We start from the raw sequence: 15,471 nt of genomic DNA, 5'->3' as shown, positions 1-15,471 counted from the left end.
TTCTTTTTCCAACGCTGAATTGTCGTTGTACTGATTTGATATTCTTCGGCAAGCTCTCGATAACTGTAACCTTCGTCAAGCTTGTCTAATATCATTTGTCTGTAGTCTTTTGAATATGCCATCTTATCAGTGTATCTTATTTATGGGGCTATGACTATACTTAGTCCAGTAAAGTGTATAACCTCTTTCAGTGGTAACATCCGTGGCATTCGTATCGCACTCAAATTCTCAGTTTCAGTTTGATTGTTAACATTCAAATTTTCCATGATTTGCTCCTTATAAGTGTATGAGAGCGTTTCCCCTCATATCCTTACCGAGTCCTATAATTTTTTACTGCATCCCATGCTGTCCGACAGCTAGCTTTTGACACAGCTAATAAAAAAAAGGAGCTGCATGTAACAGCTCCTTTTTATGCCGTGTGCGTGTGTTAGCTTTACTAGCTCACCGCCGTCACGCTTTGCCGTAGCCCCTGCTCAATGCTAGTCACGTCATTATTGGCTAAGCCATGATTTAAGGGCTCATGCTCACCTTGATGTTGACCAGAATAGCCTGTCTCGACTGGATAAAACTCTTCCACGACTGCAAATGCCTCATCACTATCAATCTCAAAGGCTGAGCTGACATAGCCAAGCTTCGCTGCTGCTTCTAACGCAGCTTGATCAAAGCCGTGTTCTCTAAGCTCCGTATCAATAGCTTGCGCGTTAGATACCGCATCTTTCAGCGTCACCCCATCACGCAAGGTCAAATCGACAAAGTAAATTGGCGTGCGATAGCTTTGCGTTGTGCTTTTACCTCTTAGGGTTAATTGTAGTGGTAAACACGACAGCTTATTGCCGGATACTGCAGCAAAGTAGCTGAGTCTTGCTGCCAGTGTGCGAATACTATTAAAGCCAGTCGTGCGAAAGATAAACGTGCCCAGCTCATCGTCCTCAGACAGATTGACGTAGAGCCTACCGTAAGGTTTACAAGCACCGCCTTGCGCTAATGGACAGCGCTCAGGTGATGGACACGGCAGTTGCTCAACGCCATTATTGGTTCGGCGCTGACACTGCTCACCGTCACCCACACATAGCGGTCTGCCCGTTTGCCGATCAAACAGTGTGTACTCAGCTCGCAGATTTAGTGTCGGATCATTAAACAGCATACGCACGGGTATTTGTCTGAGCTTACCGTCATTATTTGCGCGTAGTTTTTCGTCTAGTGGATGATTGATCCATCCGTCTTTATTTTGGACTTGGCTGGTGATGGTAAATTGATCGTCTTTGGCAGGCAGACGCTTGCCATCTTTTACAATGACACGTCCAATGCTGATACGACCTAATACTGGTGGGGTTATGGTGAGACCTTTAATCATGGTGATATTCCTTATATGTTTTAGTTAGCCATAAAAAAGCCCACCTTTGATAGGTGGGCGGTTATGCGCTAGATTTGGTTTGTGTGTGTTGATTAGAATAGATAGCAGGTTAATCGTTTAAGACAACAAAACGACGACTACCCTGACGGATTTTACTGAACTGAGTGAGTAGCTCAGGATGGGCTTTGATCACCGCCTTGGTATCTAAGCTTACGCTGTCCTTGGGAGACTTTCCTAAACTTTGTGTAACTGCTTATAATTCATAGTAAAGGAGAATAAGCAATGACAAAACAAATAGAACTAAAAAAACTAGCCGAACAAATGGCCAAACACGTTGGCAGCTTTGAAGATATTAAAGCATTTCAAAAACAGCTCATGCAGTCATTTATTGACACTGCCTTAGAAGCCGAGATGGAAGAACATCTTGGCTACCCCAAGCATGAGAAGGCGGATAAGCCAAACAAGCGTAACGGTCACACCAAAAAGACAGTCCGCAGCGACACAGGGGATCTTGAGATATCCACCCCCAGAGACCGTGAAGGAAGCTTTGATCCTGTATTGGTTGGCAAACACCAAACCCGTATCACTGGGCTCGATGATAAAATCATATTTCACTACAGGCTTAGCCTTACGTCTTGCGCTTCGGGCAAGTGTCTCCCAGACACTTGCTGATCCTCGCTCATACGCCAAAGGTCAGACAACCACTGAGATTGTTGAGAGTATCAAAGATATCTATGACGTTAATATCTCAACGAGCCTCGTTTCCAGAGTTACTGACAACATCATAGATGACATCACAGCATGGCAGAACCGGCCACTAAGTAGCTTATATCCTATCGTTTATTTAGACTGTATTGTCGTTAAAATACGTCAAGACAAGCAAATCATTAATAAAGCCATCTATCTGGCTTTAGGCGTCAACCTTGAAGGCAAAAAAGAGCTGCTGGGTATGTGGGTATCAGAGAATGAAGGCGCTAAGTTCTGGCTAGGCGTTCTCACTGAACTACAAAACCGTGGGGTACAAGATATTCTTATTGCCTGTGTCGATGGCTTAAAAGGCTTTAGTGAGGCAATTAATACAGTATATCCAAACACACAGGTTCAGCTATGTATTGTGCATATGGTACGTTACTCTATGAAGTTTGTACCATGGAAAGATAGGAGAAAAGTAGCTGCTGGTTTAAAGGCGGTTTATGGCACTGATACGCTTGAGCTGGCAGAGGCTAACCTTGAGCAGTTTAATGAGGTCTGGGGCGATAAATACCCGCATGTAGTTACCTCTTGGCGCAATAATTGGGAGGGCTTAACGGTGTTCTTTGATTACCCGAAAGACATCAGAAAAGCCATTTATACGACCAATGCTATCGAGTCATTAAATAGCGTGATTCGTACCGCTGTGAATAAGCGTAAGATATTCCCATCTGATCAAGCAGCGTTTAAGGTTATTTATCTAGCCACGAGCCAAGCGTCTAAAAAGTGGTCGATGCCTATCCGTAACTGGACGTCTGCTCTTAATCGCTTTATGATTATGTTCGATGAGCGCGTTAGTAAGCATTTAATCTAAATTGCAGTTACACAGATTTCGGGATGGGCTCATTATTTAAATTATTTTTCTCTATCTGAACAAAAAAAACTCAAGACAACCGAAAAGATCATCTTGAGTTTAGTAGTAACTATTTAAGTTAAGCGATTTAAATATACAGCTTGTTATTCACCCTGTAGTAGGTCAATCATGCCTTGATATTTGTCTTTCTTAGCTTCAATCTTACTACGCTCTTCTTCAGCATTATCTACAGGCTCTTCTGATTCTTCTACTTTTTTATCAAAAGCGCTTAACTCTGTTTCTGCTGCATTTAAAAGCTTAGTAAGCATCATTCCCAAAGCTTTTTCTGAAACATCATGAGTCATATTAGAGGCTTCAGAAGCAAAATCTTCTTTTAGCTTAGCTGCCCATTGGTAAAGATTAGCAATCGATGCACTGTGCTTGTCTTCTTTTTCAGACTCTTCAGAGTTGTCTTGTTCAGAAGCTGTATCTTTGTTGTCAGCATCATCAGAATCTGTTTTTTCTTCATCAGATGTTTCTTCTTTTTTGTCTTTGTCTGACATAAATTCATCTTTTAGCTTGGTCGCCCATTGATAGATATTGGCAATCGCAGCCGTATACTTGTCTTTATTCGAACCTTCTTGCTTAGACTCGTCTTCCGAATCATCTTCATCAGACGAATCATCTTCATCAGAGTTGTCTTCATCTTCTTCTGAATTAGATTGCTTATTAGAATCATCTTCTTTATCTGAGCTATCTTTTGACTCTTCTTTTTTAGAGTCTTTCTTCTCAGAATCTTTTTTCTCAGAGTCCTTTTCTTTAGACTGATCTTCTTTAGCACTGTCTTTTTTAGAGTCCTCTGCATTAGATTCTAATTGTTGCTCTTTATTAAATTCTTCAAAATCGCCATTTTCATAAATGACCTTATCACCTTTAACAACTTCTACGTCCACTGACTCGTTGCTTTTAGGCGCATCAGTTGTGTTCTCAAGAGACTCTAAGGCTTTATCTATATGGTTATTAGAGTTTTTACTATTGTTAGATTGGTTTGACATAATTTACTTTCCTTTTTTTAATAATTATTTATCGTTTATTATAATAGCTCAATGAGACTCCGGCATTAGTGTTTTAATGTAAAGTATTATGCCTGATACGTTAAGATTTCTTATTAGTAGATTAACTCCATAATCCTTCAGGATATATAAGCTCCCTATTAATGATAGGATAATCCTCAAACTCAAGAGTAATGCCTGAAGCGGTTGGGGTTAAATGACACATAGCCCCTAAAGGAAAGCTTTGCTTACGGGCCACGTGTCCAAAAGGAAATCCAGTATATATAGGTAATCCAGTGACTTGACTCAAATGCTCAATCACTGCGGCTAAATTATAACGGGCATCATAACTGTCTTCCCCTGCCCCACTAAATGCTCCTAATACAATGGCCTGTTGTTTTTTAAAGGCCCCCGATAGATATAAACTATAAAGCATCCGCTCTACTTGATAAGGCTGCTCACCCACTTCTTCCAAAAATACAATCCCCCCTTCAGGATTGGGCAGATAATTACTGCCTGCCAGCGCAGAGACCACACTTAAGTTGCCGCCCCATAAAACGCCACTAAGCGGAGTGGATAAAGTCACCTTATTTTGATGCGGCAAATTAATCTTAAGATTCGGATTGGTAAGGGCTTCCACAAAGCCTTGGCAACTGACTATATCTGGCTCCTTCTTACCAAACTCGGTATATAACATAGGGGCAGCTAAACTACTCATATTACCTTGTGCCAATAAAGCACATTGTAGGGCGGTAACATCACTAAACCCTGCCAAGATACTGCCCTGATCTTTCATTATCCTGCCCAGACTCTTCCAATCAACAAACTCTAGAATCCGCATGGCGCCATAGCCACCTCGTGCCGCTAGTAGTAACTTGGGTACGGTAATAGCACCTGTGGCCATATTTTGTAAGTCACTGGCCCGCTGTTGATCGGTGCCCCCGAAGCGTAAATACTGACGACGGCTAATCTCTGGATTTTGAACGTCAAAGCCGGCACAAGTTAGACGCTTTAGACCTAAGACATTACGGCTGTCATCAACTCCAGTATTGGAGCTGGCAAAGATGCGGGTGGGTATACTCGGTGATTTACACTGACTCAAGTTTTTTATTGAGCCAATAGAATTGATATTGTCTTCAGTAGCGGTTACTAAACCAGTGGCCGCCAAAGAGCTATTGGAATGATGAAGCAACCCTAACCCTCCTATGCCTAAAGTAGTGAGCTCTAAAAATCTTCTTCTATTTAATGGGGTAGATTGAGCCTTATTGGTATCACTACAGCTAGTCTCACTCCGATTAGTATCACCCCTCTGTTTTTTTAGAACTTTATCTTCACTCATAACCGTCTCTTAATTGTTTATTCATCAGTTACTTATTTATCAGTTTTCGGCATTATTTATTATGTTTTATTTATAAATTGCGTCCTACCTAAGGTCGAATTGTATATAACTCCCCTGTAGTTGGCCAATGTCGTATTCGTTAAACTCATTGTAATGATAGCTTTTACCAACTTGGCTAAAGATTTTAGTCTGCCATAATATAATAATGACTTATATCCCTAGTTTTAAATAAAGTTTTAAAGTCTTGAATTATAGTCGTCTAGTATTTCTATTGATTTCCTATTTATTAAGCCACTTGTTTATTGAAATAAGACTTTGGTTATAACTTGTATCATTTCTTGAACCCAAAACATACTGAGGCCTGCGTTATAATAGGGACTGGGATAGCTAACTTAAGAATAATAAAAAGATTTATAACTGCCTTATTCTGCTTTTCATCCCTCAAAAACTATTTTTGGTAGTCACGTCAGACTACCCTACCCTTTTTCATTCCTTAATTCGTTGAAGTTATTAGGACTTATTATGAGTTATATATTTAATCGCACTTACCCTCACACTCGTCTACGTCGCCTACGCGTTCATGACAACATTCGTGCTATGGTGCGTGAAGTTGAGCTGCATCCTAAACACTTGATTGCTCCAGTATTCGTATTGGACGGTGAAAATCAGCGTGAAGCTGTTGCTAGTATGCCTGGTGTTGAGCGTTTATCGATTGATCTATTGGTTGAGTACGCCAAAGAGCTTTTAGCAGAAGGCGTAAGCACCATCGATATCTTCCCTGTCATTGATGCCAGTCTAAAAACTGAAGATGGTCGTGAAGCCTATAACCCAGATGGTCTAACCTGCCGTGCGGTTCGTGCAATCAAAAAAGAAGTTCCAGGCATGGTGGTTATGACTGACGTTGCATTAGACCCTTATACCACTCATGGACAAGATGGTCTGCTAGACGAATCAGGCTATGTGGTTAATGATGACACTGTTGACGTTCTAGTGAAGCAAACCCTGGCACACGCTCGCGCAGGAGCAGACATCATCTCTCCAAGTGACATGATGGATGGCCGTATCTTGGCTATGCGTGAAGCACTGGAGGAAGAAGGCTTTGTAAATACAGCCCTTATGGCCTACTCTGCCAAATACGCTTCTGCTTATTATGGCCCGTTCCGTGATGCAGTAGGCAGTACTGGTAACTTAAAAGGTGGCCATAAGAAACAATACCAGATGGATTTTGGAAACCGCGCAGAAGCCTTGCACGAAGTCGCCATGGATATCAATGAAGGCGCTGACATGGTAATGATTAAGCCAGGTCAACCGTATCTAGATCTTATTCGTGAAGTAAAAGACACCTTTGGGGTACCTACCTTCGCTTATCAAGTTTCTGGTGAGTACGCCATGCACATGGCCGCTATTCAGAATGGCTGGTTAACTGAGGACGTTATCCTTGAGTCATTGCTTGGCTTTAGACGTGCTGGCGCTGATGGTATCTTAACTTACTTTGCTTTAGAAGCTGCTAAGAAACTAAATGCTTTAAGATAGCCTCTGAAAATAAAAGCTTATTAAGCATAAAGTTAATTAAGCATAAAAAACCCCCGTATCCAATCAGATACGGGGGTTTTATTTTAGTCTACTTATTTATTTAATAATTATTAAATTAAGTCGACTTTAGTTTTACTAGCTCTATTAGAAGCGTTGTACGTAAGAAATACCATATACCCATGGGTTGATTTCTGCTGTACCTGCGTCTTCGCCACCTAGCTTAACATCTGGCTCAAGATCGATGTAACGAGCATCTAAACGAACTGCGTCAGTTTCATTGATTTTGAAGTCAATGCCTGCGTGACCCGCTACGCCCCAGCTGTCTTTAATTTCCATATCCAGACCCTCTACACCTGAACGCTCTTTAAAGAAGGTCGTGTAGTTAGCACCTACACCAACAAATGGCTTCACATTCGCATGTACATTATCGAAGTGGTACTGTAGTGATAGAGTTGGTGGTAAAAGCTGAGTTTTAGCTTCTCTCATACCCACATTTGGTATATCAATGATGATGTCATGATGGAATGGTAGTGCTGCTAATAGCTCAACACCCACATTATCTGCTACAAAGTATTCAGCAGTAAGTGTTGGACGTACGTCAGGATCGATATGATCAATACGAATATCGCCTAAATTACCATTTTTACTGTCTGGCTCAACGTGCCCAACACCCACACCCACAGTCCAAGTGCCTGCAGTTTCTGCCATGGCAGTCATGCTTAGACCAGCAGCTACAGCAGCCATTAACAATGCTTGACGTTTAATCATATTATCCTCAACTTAGTTGTTTAAGTACTGGGTAAAAATGCAAAATTTACTTTAATAAATCAATATGTGTATTCATCGAAATCAAAGCGTTAGAATCTTACGCTTATCTAACTACATAGTTGTATTATATTACAAAGCCATACATAGAGTAAGGTCTTTCTAGTAAAAAAACGACTTAATAGTCGAGTTTGTAATGGCTCAAGAAGTTTGCATAGATTTGGTTGTGATTTCAAAGCGAACCCCTATAATAACCACTCGACCATTTTACAGTTTTGAAGTTAATTTCAACTGCCTAACCGTCTTCAAAAAAACCCTCTAATTTAGTCTAGTTATCCAATCTCTATCATTAGCAATATAAAAAGGTGTGCCATGAGTAAGCTTAACCCCAAACAACAAGAGGCCATGACTTATGTGTCTGGTCCCCTCCTCGTTTTAGCGGGTGCAGGCTCAGGTAAGACCTCAGTAATTACCCAAAAAATCGCTTATCTTATTGAGCAGTGCAATATCCCTGCTGAGCGCATTACTGCCGTGACCTTTACCAACAAGGCAGCGCGTGAAATGAAGGCACGTGTCTCCTCGCTCATGCCCAAAGAAAAAACCCGGGGACTTACGGTGTCAACGTTCCACCAATTTGGGCTACAGTTTTTGCGTTATGAGCTACTGCACACGCCATTAAAAGGTAACTTCTCCATTATGGATGCCGACGACAGCAAACGTCTGTTGATGGAGCTGATGATGCGTGACAACCTATCTGGGGCAGAAAGTCGTGAGCTTGTGGGCAAGGCTATTAAATTTATCTCTGACTGGAAAAACGATCTAATTGAGCCAGACAAAGCGATGGAAACCTTAGACGACCCGGAAGATATGATTTTTGCCAATCTTTATGCTTTATATGAGCGTAACTTGCGCGCTTATAATGCTGTCGACTTTGATGACTTAATTGTCCTGCCCGCCAAAATATTAAGCGAAAACCAACAGCTACGCGATAAATGGCAAAACCGCATCCGCTACTTATTGGTGGATGAGTATCAAGATACCAACACCGCCCAGTACGAGCTAATTAAGCTAATTGTGGGTCCAACTGGTAAATTCACTGTGGTGGGTGATGATGACCAATCTATTTATGCTTGGCGCGGGGCACGTCCTGAAAACATGGCGCTACTAAAAGAAGACTTTCCAAAACTAAAAGTCATTAAGCTCGAACAAAACTATCGCTCGACCAACCGTATTTTGAATGCGGCTAATACCGTGATTATGAATAACGAGCATTTGTTTGAAAAAGCGCTGTGGTCCGATAAGGGTCAGGGCGAAAAAATTCGCATTATTAACTGCCGCAACGATGATGATGAAGCTGAGCGCGTCGCCAAGGAAATTGTGGCGCATAAGCTGCGTAACGGCAATGAGTGGGAGCAATACGCGGTTTTATATCGCAGTAACTTCCAAGCTCGTATGCTTGAAGCTCAACTGCGACAGTTCCAAGTGCCTTATAAGCTCTCGGGGGGACAGTCCTTCTTCGCACGTAGTGAAATTAAAGATGTTATGGGCTACTTACGTCTGATTCTAAACCCAGAAGACGACAGTGCTTTTTTACGGATTGTTAATACGCCAAAGCGTGGTTTAGGACCAGCTACTTTAGAAAAACTAGGCTTATTTTCACAAGAGCACAGTATATCTCTACTCGCCTCCTGTACTCATGGTGGTCTACCTCATGTCTTACCCAGTAAAGCTTACAGCACCTTAAAAGAGTTTGGCGACTTTATTGAGCACTATACTCGTGAGCTTGATCAGCACCCAGATCCAGTACCTCTGGTCCGTCAGATGATTGATGAAACCGGCTATATCGACTTTGTGCGCAGTGACTCAAAAACACCGCAGCAAGAAAAAGGCCGTCTCGATAACATTGAAGTGCTGTATACCAGTATTCAGGCCTTGATTAATCGTGCTGAAGATGACGATGATAAAACCATTGATGCGGTGATTCGTAAGCTGGTACTGCTCGATATGCTAGAACAGCAGCAAGAAGAGGAGAACACCAACAAGGTTAACTTAATGACCTTACATGCGGCCAAAGGCTTGGAGTTTGATTTTGTTTACATTATGGGATTAGAAGAAGAGTTGCTGCCACACCGTAACTCTATCATTGCTGAAACCATTGAAGAAGAACGCCGCTTAATGTACGTGGGTATTACCCGTGCCCGTCGTGAGCTGACTTTGACTTTAGCCGCTCAACGCCGCGGGGGCGGTCAGATGCGCACCACCACTCAAAGCCGCTTTTTAGAAGAGTTGCCTGAAGAGCATCTAGACTGGCCGGCCAATGCCAAGAAGAAAAAAGCTGAGCGTGACCCTACAGTGGTCGCCAATGAGTATATGTCTAACATTAAGGCTCTACTGAAAAAGAAAAATATGTAAGTCAAAGCTTGGGGCTAGCCAAATAACAGATAGCCCCTACAAAGGCTAAAAAAATATTGTAAAATACTACAAAAATGACAGGAAGCATGCCTGTCATTTTTGTTTTTGGGGGTTTGGTTTTTTATACCCCTGACTCCTCACCTTCTCTCTCATCAAGCAATCTAAGGGCCGCTATGTCTACTCAAACTGAGCATAAAGTCAAACCAGAACCCCTATCAGAGAGCTATGATCGCGCTGAAGACAAGCTTATTTATCTACAAAGGTTGGTAGCAGACAAAGACCTGACTACTATGGCTGAGTTCTTAGATGAGCAAACTGAGTATGAAATTGCTAGCCTACTAGAGTCCTTTCCTCACGATGCTCGCCAGCTGATTTGGGAGCAGGTACCTGTCGAGTTAAAAGGTCAGGTGTTAGCTGAAGTGGTCGATGATATTCGCCCCTCATTGATGGAGAACATGCAAGCAGAAGAGATTGAAACGCTTGCCGAAGACTTAGATGCTCAAGACATTGCTGAGATTTTAGACACCGTTGATGACAAGGTTCGCTCTGAGGTAATGTCTAATCTTGATGAGGATATTCGTCAGCAAGTTAGCCAGCTCAATACTTATGAAGAGTATGAGGTGGGTGACTATATGGACCCAGACACCATTCAGATTCAAGGTAATATTACTTTGGAGGAGGTGCAAAACTGGCTGCGTCAAGATGAAGACCTACTCGATGATGAAACTCAAGAGCTCATCGTTGTTGATGCCAGCCATCAGCTGCTGGGTCTACTAAGCTTGGTGGATTTGATTAAGTACCCACAGCAGTCTTTGGTTGAGCAGTGGATTGATCCTGCTATTACTATTAATGACAGAATGGACATCCAAGATGCGGCTGCGGTATTTCGCTCCTCCGACATTCGCTATGCTCCTGTGGTCAATAGTTTTGGCGAATTGGTCGGTCAGCTTAACGCTGAGGACATCATGGAAATTATCCAAGATGACGTAGACAGTACCATGAAGCACTTAGCCGGGGTAAGCGATGATGAAGAGCTATTTGCACCCATCTTACGTAGTGCTAAGAGCCGTAGCGTCTGGCTCGGCATTAACTTATTAACGGCACTACTCGCCGCCTCAGTTATTGGACAGTTTGAAGAAGTACTGGCACAAGTAGTAGCTTTGGCAGTATTAATGCCAGTCGTCGCTAGTATGGGCGGTATCTCGGGTAGCCAAACGCTAACTGTGGTTATCCGCGGCTTAGCCATGGGCCAAATCGGGGGTTCTAACCGCTTATGGCTAATGAACAAAGAGCTGTGGGTCGGTGCCATCAATGGGGTAATTTGGGCCTTGATTATGGCTGGTATTGCTCAGCTTTGGTTCCATGACCCCAAGATCAGCTTAGTTATTGGCTGTGCCATTGCCATTAATATGACTGCGGCTAACGTAGCCGGTATCGGTATCCCACTATTTTTGAAACGTCTAGATATTGATCCTGCCCTATCAGCCTCAGTAATCTTAACCACAGTCACCGATATTGTCGGCTTTATGTCTTTTTTAGGTCTAGCCAGTTGGTTGATTCTATAACCATTAGTTTTTTAGCGATTGATTTTAAAAAAAGATGAATTAGACTGGGTGCACTTTAATAGCCATATAGTTAAAACCACAAAATAACGGATAAATTATGAACTCTGTACAAGTTAAAATCTTAAACCCAAAAATCGGTACTGATCCTAATTTCCCTATGCTCACTCGAGCCACAGATGGCTCAGCAGGTATTGATTTACGGGCTTGCATTGATGAACCTATTACCATCAAGGCCGGTGAGACTCAGCTTATCGGTACCGGTATGGCAATTTATATCGCTGATCCTAACTATGCCGGCATCATCCTACCTCGCTCAGGCTTAGGCCATAAACATGGTATCGTCTTAGGCAACCTTGTGGGTCTAATTGATGCCGATTATCAAGGCGAGCTGATGGTGAGTATCTGGAACCGAAGCGAGACTGATTTTGTATTAAACCCTGCAGAGCGTATGGCGCAATACATGGTGGTTCCTGTGATGCGTCCTGAGTTCGAGATTGTCGAAGAGTTCAATGAGCTAAGCGCTCGTGGTGCAGGTGGCTTTGGTCACTCAGGCCGTCAATAACGTCAAGCATCCTGTTTACAATGCAATAGCTTAAAAGTACTATTATTATAAATTTATAAAGTTATAATGATGGTTTCTTGAAATTTGGAACTTTGCTTTGTCATCGACTGCCTTTAGCGACCAACGTACCCTTTTCAAAGCTTACGACATCCGTGGTGAACGTCGATTGTTCACCACCGAGTTCATGATAGCTCTAAGTCATGCGCTTGCCCGTTACTTTGTAAAACACGCTAATGCCAATCAGGTAGTCATTGGCTTTGATGCCCGTCACCATAGTGAAACCCTTGCCAGACATATGGCCTCTAGTTTTAAGGCTCATGGCTGTGAAGTCATCTGGCTGGGCTTAGTGACCACGCCCTTGATGGCTTTTTGGGCCAATCAATATCAAGGCCATGGGGTTATCGCCACGGCCAGCCACTCAGAACCACATATCAATGGCTTAAAATGGCTAATAAATAGCCAGTCTCCAAGCAGTGAGCAAATCCAGCAACTGTATCAGCAGCTGATATCAGATCAGTCTAGCGATGAAGACAAGATTGAAGGCAAAGATATTAATAAAGATATTCCTAAGCCAAATCCATCTTTGCCAAAACAAATCATCTTATCCCGCCAAGAAGTATTAAATTTTTATATCAACAAGGCAGTTGAAGCGCTTGATAGTATTAATGAATCACGTTTAAAACTGACTACCTCTACCAATAAGCGCTATATCGCGCCCACAGGCTCTAAACTGAAGATTGTCATTGATTGCTTAAATGGGTCGACTGGACTATTCGCTGAAGATTTTTACCAAGCACATCCCTCTTTGTGCTCAGAAGTTATCGTGCTTAACGCTAAGGTTGACGGTGACTTCCCAAAAGGCAATCCAGATCCCATGGAGTACAATCGCCTTCATGAGTTGTCTGCAGCAGTTTTGCATCATAAAGCAGATCTAGGGTTAAGCTTCGATGGAGACGGAGATAGACTGATGGTAATCGATAGCAGAGGCCAGCCGTTGGTAGCCGATCACTTATTATATCTGCTGTCTCGGGTAGCCATAGAAGACCACTTTGCTTCTGGCGCTTGTAGTCACTCTAACTCTTGCACCCCAACCGTTATCTTCGATGTGAAGTGCTCTCATCACCTACCCAGCTTAATAAATCAAGCTGGGGCTGAAGCACAAATGAGTAAAACAGGCAGCAGTATCTTGCGCCGCGCCTTACAATCTAATAAAGACGGCACAGACTCGCATAATTTATTTGCCGGTGAATTATCAGGGCACTTTATTTTTAATGATGACCACTTCTTATTGCATGATGATGCCATGTATGCAGGATTACGCCTATTAAACTGGCTGCATCATCAGCCCATGACTCTAGCTGATGTCATCGATAGTCTGCCGCAGATGGTTAGCACCCCAGATGTCTATCTGCCTTTAGCCGATTACTCTTATAGCGTATCACAAGACACTGCCGTTCCTGATGTGGCGCCAGATTCGCAGCCCATATTAAACAGACTTTCGGCTCTATGTCAAAAACTACAGGACAATACAAAGGATCTACCTCACTCCCTGCCAGCAGATACTCGGCTAACCTGTATTGATGGTTTGCGTTTGGATTTTAGCCACGGATTTGGCATCATCCGCTCCTCAAATACCAGTAACAGTTTAACGGTACGCTTTGCCGGCGACTCCCTATCTGACCTAACTCAAATACAAGGCTATTTCGTCCACCTGTGTCAGTCTATCAGTGAGGATTTAGCCAATCAGGTAGCCAACATTCGGGTAAATCAGTAGAATAATAAAAGTTGTTTAAACTGTTTGTCTAAGTTCAAAAGCCATTTATTTAAACTCACGACCTTTCAAAGTATAAAAAAAAAGAGTCTCTCATGTCCTTAAATCTAGCCCAAGCCAAAACTACTGCTCAAGTATTAACCACTGCCCTACCTTACATTCAGCGCTTTGAAGATAAAATCATTGTGGTGAAATATGGTGGCAATGCCATGACCGATCCAGAGCTAGAAAGCTCTTTTGCCCGCGATATCGTCCTGTTAAAAACGGTAGGCCTTCATCCAGTTGTGGTTCATGGCGGTGGCCCTCAAGTAGATAATTTATTAAAAGAGCTGGGCCGTGAGTCAGATCGAATTGACGGCATGCGCGTTACCACCAAATCTACTATGGACGTGGTAGAGATGGTATTAGGCGGCAGTGTTAACAAGTCTATTGTCAGCCTGATTAACAAACATGGTGGCCGTGCCATTGGCTTAACAGGTAAGGATGCGAATTTAATTCGCGCCAAAAAGCTACTTATGACTAAGACCGATGAGCAGGGTAATAGTAGTGATATCGACTTAGGCTTTGTGGGGGAAGTGGTGAGCGTCAATAAAGACGTGATCATGATGCTTATTGGCTCAAACTTTATCCCGGTAATTGCCCCCATAGGTGTAGACAATGAAGGTAACAGTTATAACATCAATGCCGACTTAGTAGCCGGTAAAGTGGCCGAGTTTCTACATGCTGAAAAGTTAATGCTATTGACCAACATCAAAGGAGTCATGAATAAAGAAGGCCAAGTAGTCACCGGCTTAACTCCGAAAAAAGTCGATGAAATGATCAAAGATGGCACCATTTCAGGCGGTATGATTCCGAAGATACAGTGTGCCTTAGATGCAGTGCTGGGCGGCGTAAAAAGCGCAGTTATTGTCGATGGTCGTGTGCCTAACGCTACCTTACTTGAAATCTTTACCAATGAAGGTGTAGGGACCTTAATCAGCCGTGATTTAGACGCTGCTTTAAGCTAATTGGCCTTAAATCTGAAATTAACCTGATATCTAAATAGTCACGCACTACTGATAGCTACTATTTGACAAGTGAAAGGTTAACAAATAAAAGGGCACCGCTAGTAGCAGTGCCCTTTTATTATAATAGTTTCAATGTTTTACGAACGGCGTTAACTAATAAACTAAGCGGAAAACACTTGCTCAAACTCTGCCTCGTTAAAGCCGCAAAGTAGAATTTTATTGCTTTGAGTATCGCCCTCTACAATGGGACGTTTGATCATACTGGTGTTTTCAACCAATAGCTCAATCGCTGTATCGACGTCGGCATCAGCAGCTGCTTTTTGTTCCTCAGTCAATTTACGCCAAGTGGTCCCTCTCTTATTGAGCACTTTTTCAATGCCCAGCTCGTCGACCCAGCGCTGGACACTTTGCTTATCGATACCTTGCTTTTTATAATCATGAAATTGATAGTCAATACCAAGCGCCTCTAACTTCGTGAATGCCTTTTTCATTGTGCTGCAAGATTTAATACCATAAACAGTTATTGTCATTTATATCTCCTGTTGTTTTTATAACGGTTATCTCTCAA

General features: G+C 42.5%; 12 protein-coding genes and 1 pseudogene. 7 read left to right on the top strand and 6 right to left on the bottom strand.

From position 1 onward, the window contains the following. The coding region (locus A1019T_RS03700) for a helix-turn-helix domain-containing protein (protein ID WP_143514058.1) at positions 1–122 on the bottom strand (122 nt) is incomplete at its 3' end. Positions 123–436: 314 nt separating this feature from the next. Then, a complete protein-coding gene (locus A1019T_RS03695; protein ID WP_077450479.1) occupies positions 437–1,354 on the bottom strand; it encodes a recombination directionality factor in 918 nt (305 codons plus the stop codon). A gap of 282 nt (positions 1,355–1,636) precedes the next feature. On the opposite strand from A1019T_RS03695, the pseudogene A1019T_RS03685 reads away from it, so the two are divergent. After that, positions 1,637–2,918: pseudogene (locus A1019T_RS03685) on the top strand (IS256 family transposase). Between the two features lie 143 nt (positions 2,919–3,061). On the opposite strand, the gene A1019T_RS03680 reads toward A1019T_RS03685, so the two are convergent. Together A1019T_RS03680 and A1019T_RS03675 are read right to left on the bottom strand one after the other, a co-directional pair. Further along, the gene (locus A1019T_RS03680; RefSeq protein WP_077450477.1) at positions 3,062–3,952 is read right to left on the bottom strand and encodes a hypothetical protein; all 891 of its coding nucleotides are present in this window, start codon (positions 3,950–3,952) and stop codon (positions 3,062–3,064) included. Positions 3,953–4,073: 121 nt separating this feature from the next. Continuing rightward, positions 4,074–5,288 carry an LD-carboxypeptidase gene (locus A1019T_RS03675; protein WP_077450476.1) on the bottom strand — a complete coding sequence of 405 codons (1,215 nt, stop codon included), beginning with the start codon at positions 5,286–5,288 and terminating at the stop codon, positions 4,074–4,076. Positions 5,289–5,810: 522 nt separating this feature from the next. Between A1019T_RS03675 and hemB the strand changes: the two genes are divergently transcribed. Continuing rightward, on the top strand, positions 5,811–6,821 hold the full coding sequence (gene hemB, locus A1019T_RS03670; protein WP_077450475.1) for a porphobilinogen synthase: 1,011 nt from the start codon (positions 5,811–5,813) through the stop codon (positions 6,819–6,821). 144 nt (positions 6,822–6,965) lie between these two features. Here hemB and A1019T_RS03665 read toward each other — a convergent pair whose 3' ends face one another. Next, positions 6,966–7,589 (bottom strand): OmpW/AlkL family protein, encoded by a 624-nt coding sequence (locus A1019T_RS03665; protein WP_077450474.1) that lies wholly within the window; start codon positions 7,587–7,589, stop codon positions 6,966–6,968. Positions 7,590–7,958: 369 nt separating this feature from the next. Here A1019T_RS03665 and A1019T_RS03660 point away from each other — a divergent pair, with 369 nt between their 5' ends. The 5 genes from A1019T_RS03660 (at position 7,959) to argB (ending at position 14,903) form a co-directional block, all read left to right on the top strand. Beyond that, positions 7,959–9,998 (top strand): UvrD-helicase domain-containing protein, encoded by a 2,040-nt coding sequence (locus A1019T_RS03660; protein ID WP_077450473.1) that lies wholly within the window; start codon positions 7,959–7,961, stop codon positions 9,996–9,998. Between the two features lie 173 nt (positions 9,999–10,171). After that, entirely contained in the window at positions 10,172–11,563 is a 1,392-nt protein-coding gene (gene mgtE / locus A1019T_RS03655) for a magnesium transporter (RefSeq protein ID WP_077450472.1), read from the top strand. Between the two features lie 97 nt (positions 11,564–11,660). Beyond that, positions 11,661–12,125, top strand: a complete 465-nt coding sequence (dut, locus tag A1019T_RS03650; protein ID WP_077450471.1) for a dUTP diphosphatase — start codon at positions 11,661–11,663, stop codon at positions 12,123–12,125. A 97-nt stretch (positions 12,126–12,222) separates the two neighbouring features. Next, positions 12,223–13,899, top strand: a complete 1,677-nt coding sequence (locus tag A1019T_RS03645; RefSeq protein ID WP_095532558.1) for a phosphomannomutase/phosphoglucomutase — start codon at positions 12,223–12,225, stop codon at positions 13,897–13,899. Between the two features lie 92 nt (positions 13,900–13,991). Beyond that, positions 13,992–14,903, top strand: coding sequence for an acetylglutamate kinase (argB, locus tag A1019T_RS03640; protein ID WP_077450470.1), 912 nt, complete (start codon positions 13,992–13,994; stop codon positions 14,901–14,903). A gap of 161 nt (positions 14,904–15,064) precedes the next feature. On the opposite strand, the gene A1019T_RS03635 is transcribed toward argB, so the two are convergent. After that, positions 15,065–15,433 (bottom strand): ArsC family reductase, encoded by a 369-nt coding sequence (locus tag A1019T_RS03635; RefSeq protein ID WP_077450469.1) that lies wholly within the window; start codon positions 15,431–15,433, stop codon positions 15,065–15,067. Between the last annotated feature and the right edge of the window lie 38 nt (positions 15,434–15,471).

The sequence above is a fragment of the Psychrobacter piechaudii genome (assembly GCF_900162825.1).
Lineage (GTDB): Bacteria > Pseudomonadota > Gammaproteobacteria > Pseudomonadales > Moraxellaceae > Psychrobacter > Psychrobacter piechaudii.
Note: the sequence above shows the minus strand (reverse complement) of the source record. Positions and strands in the feature narration are given on the sequence as shown.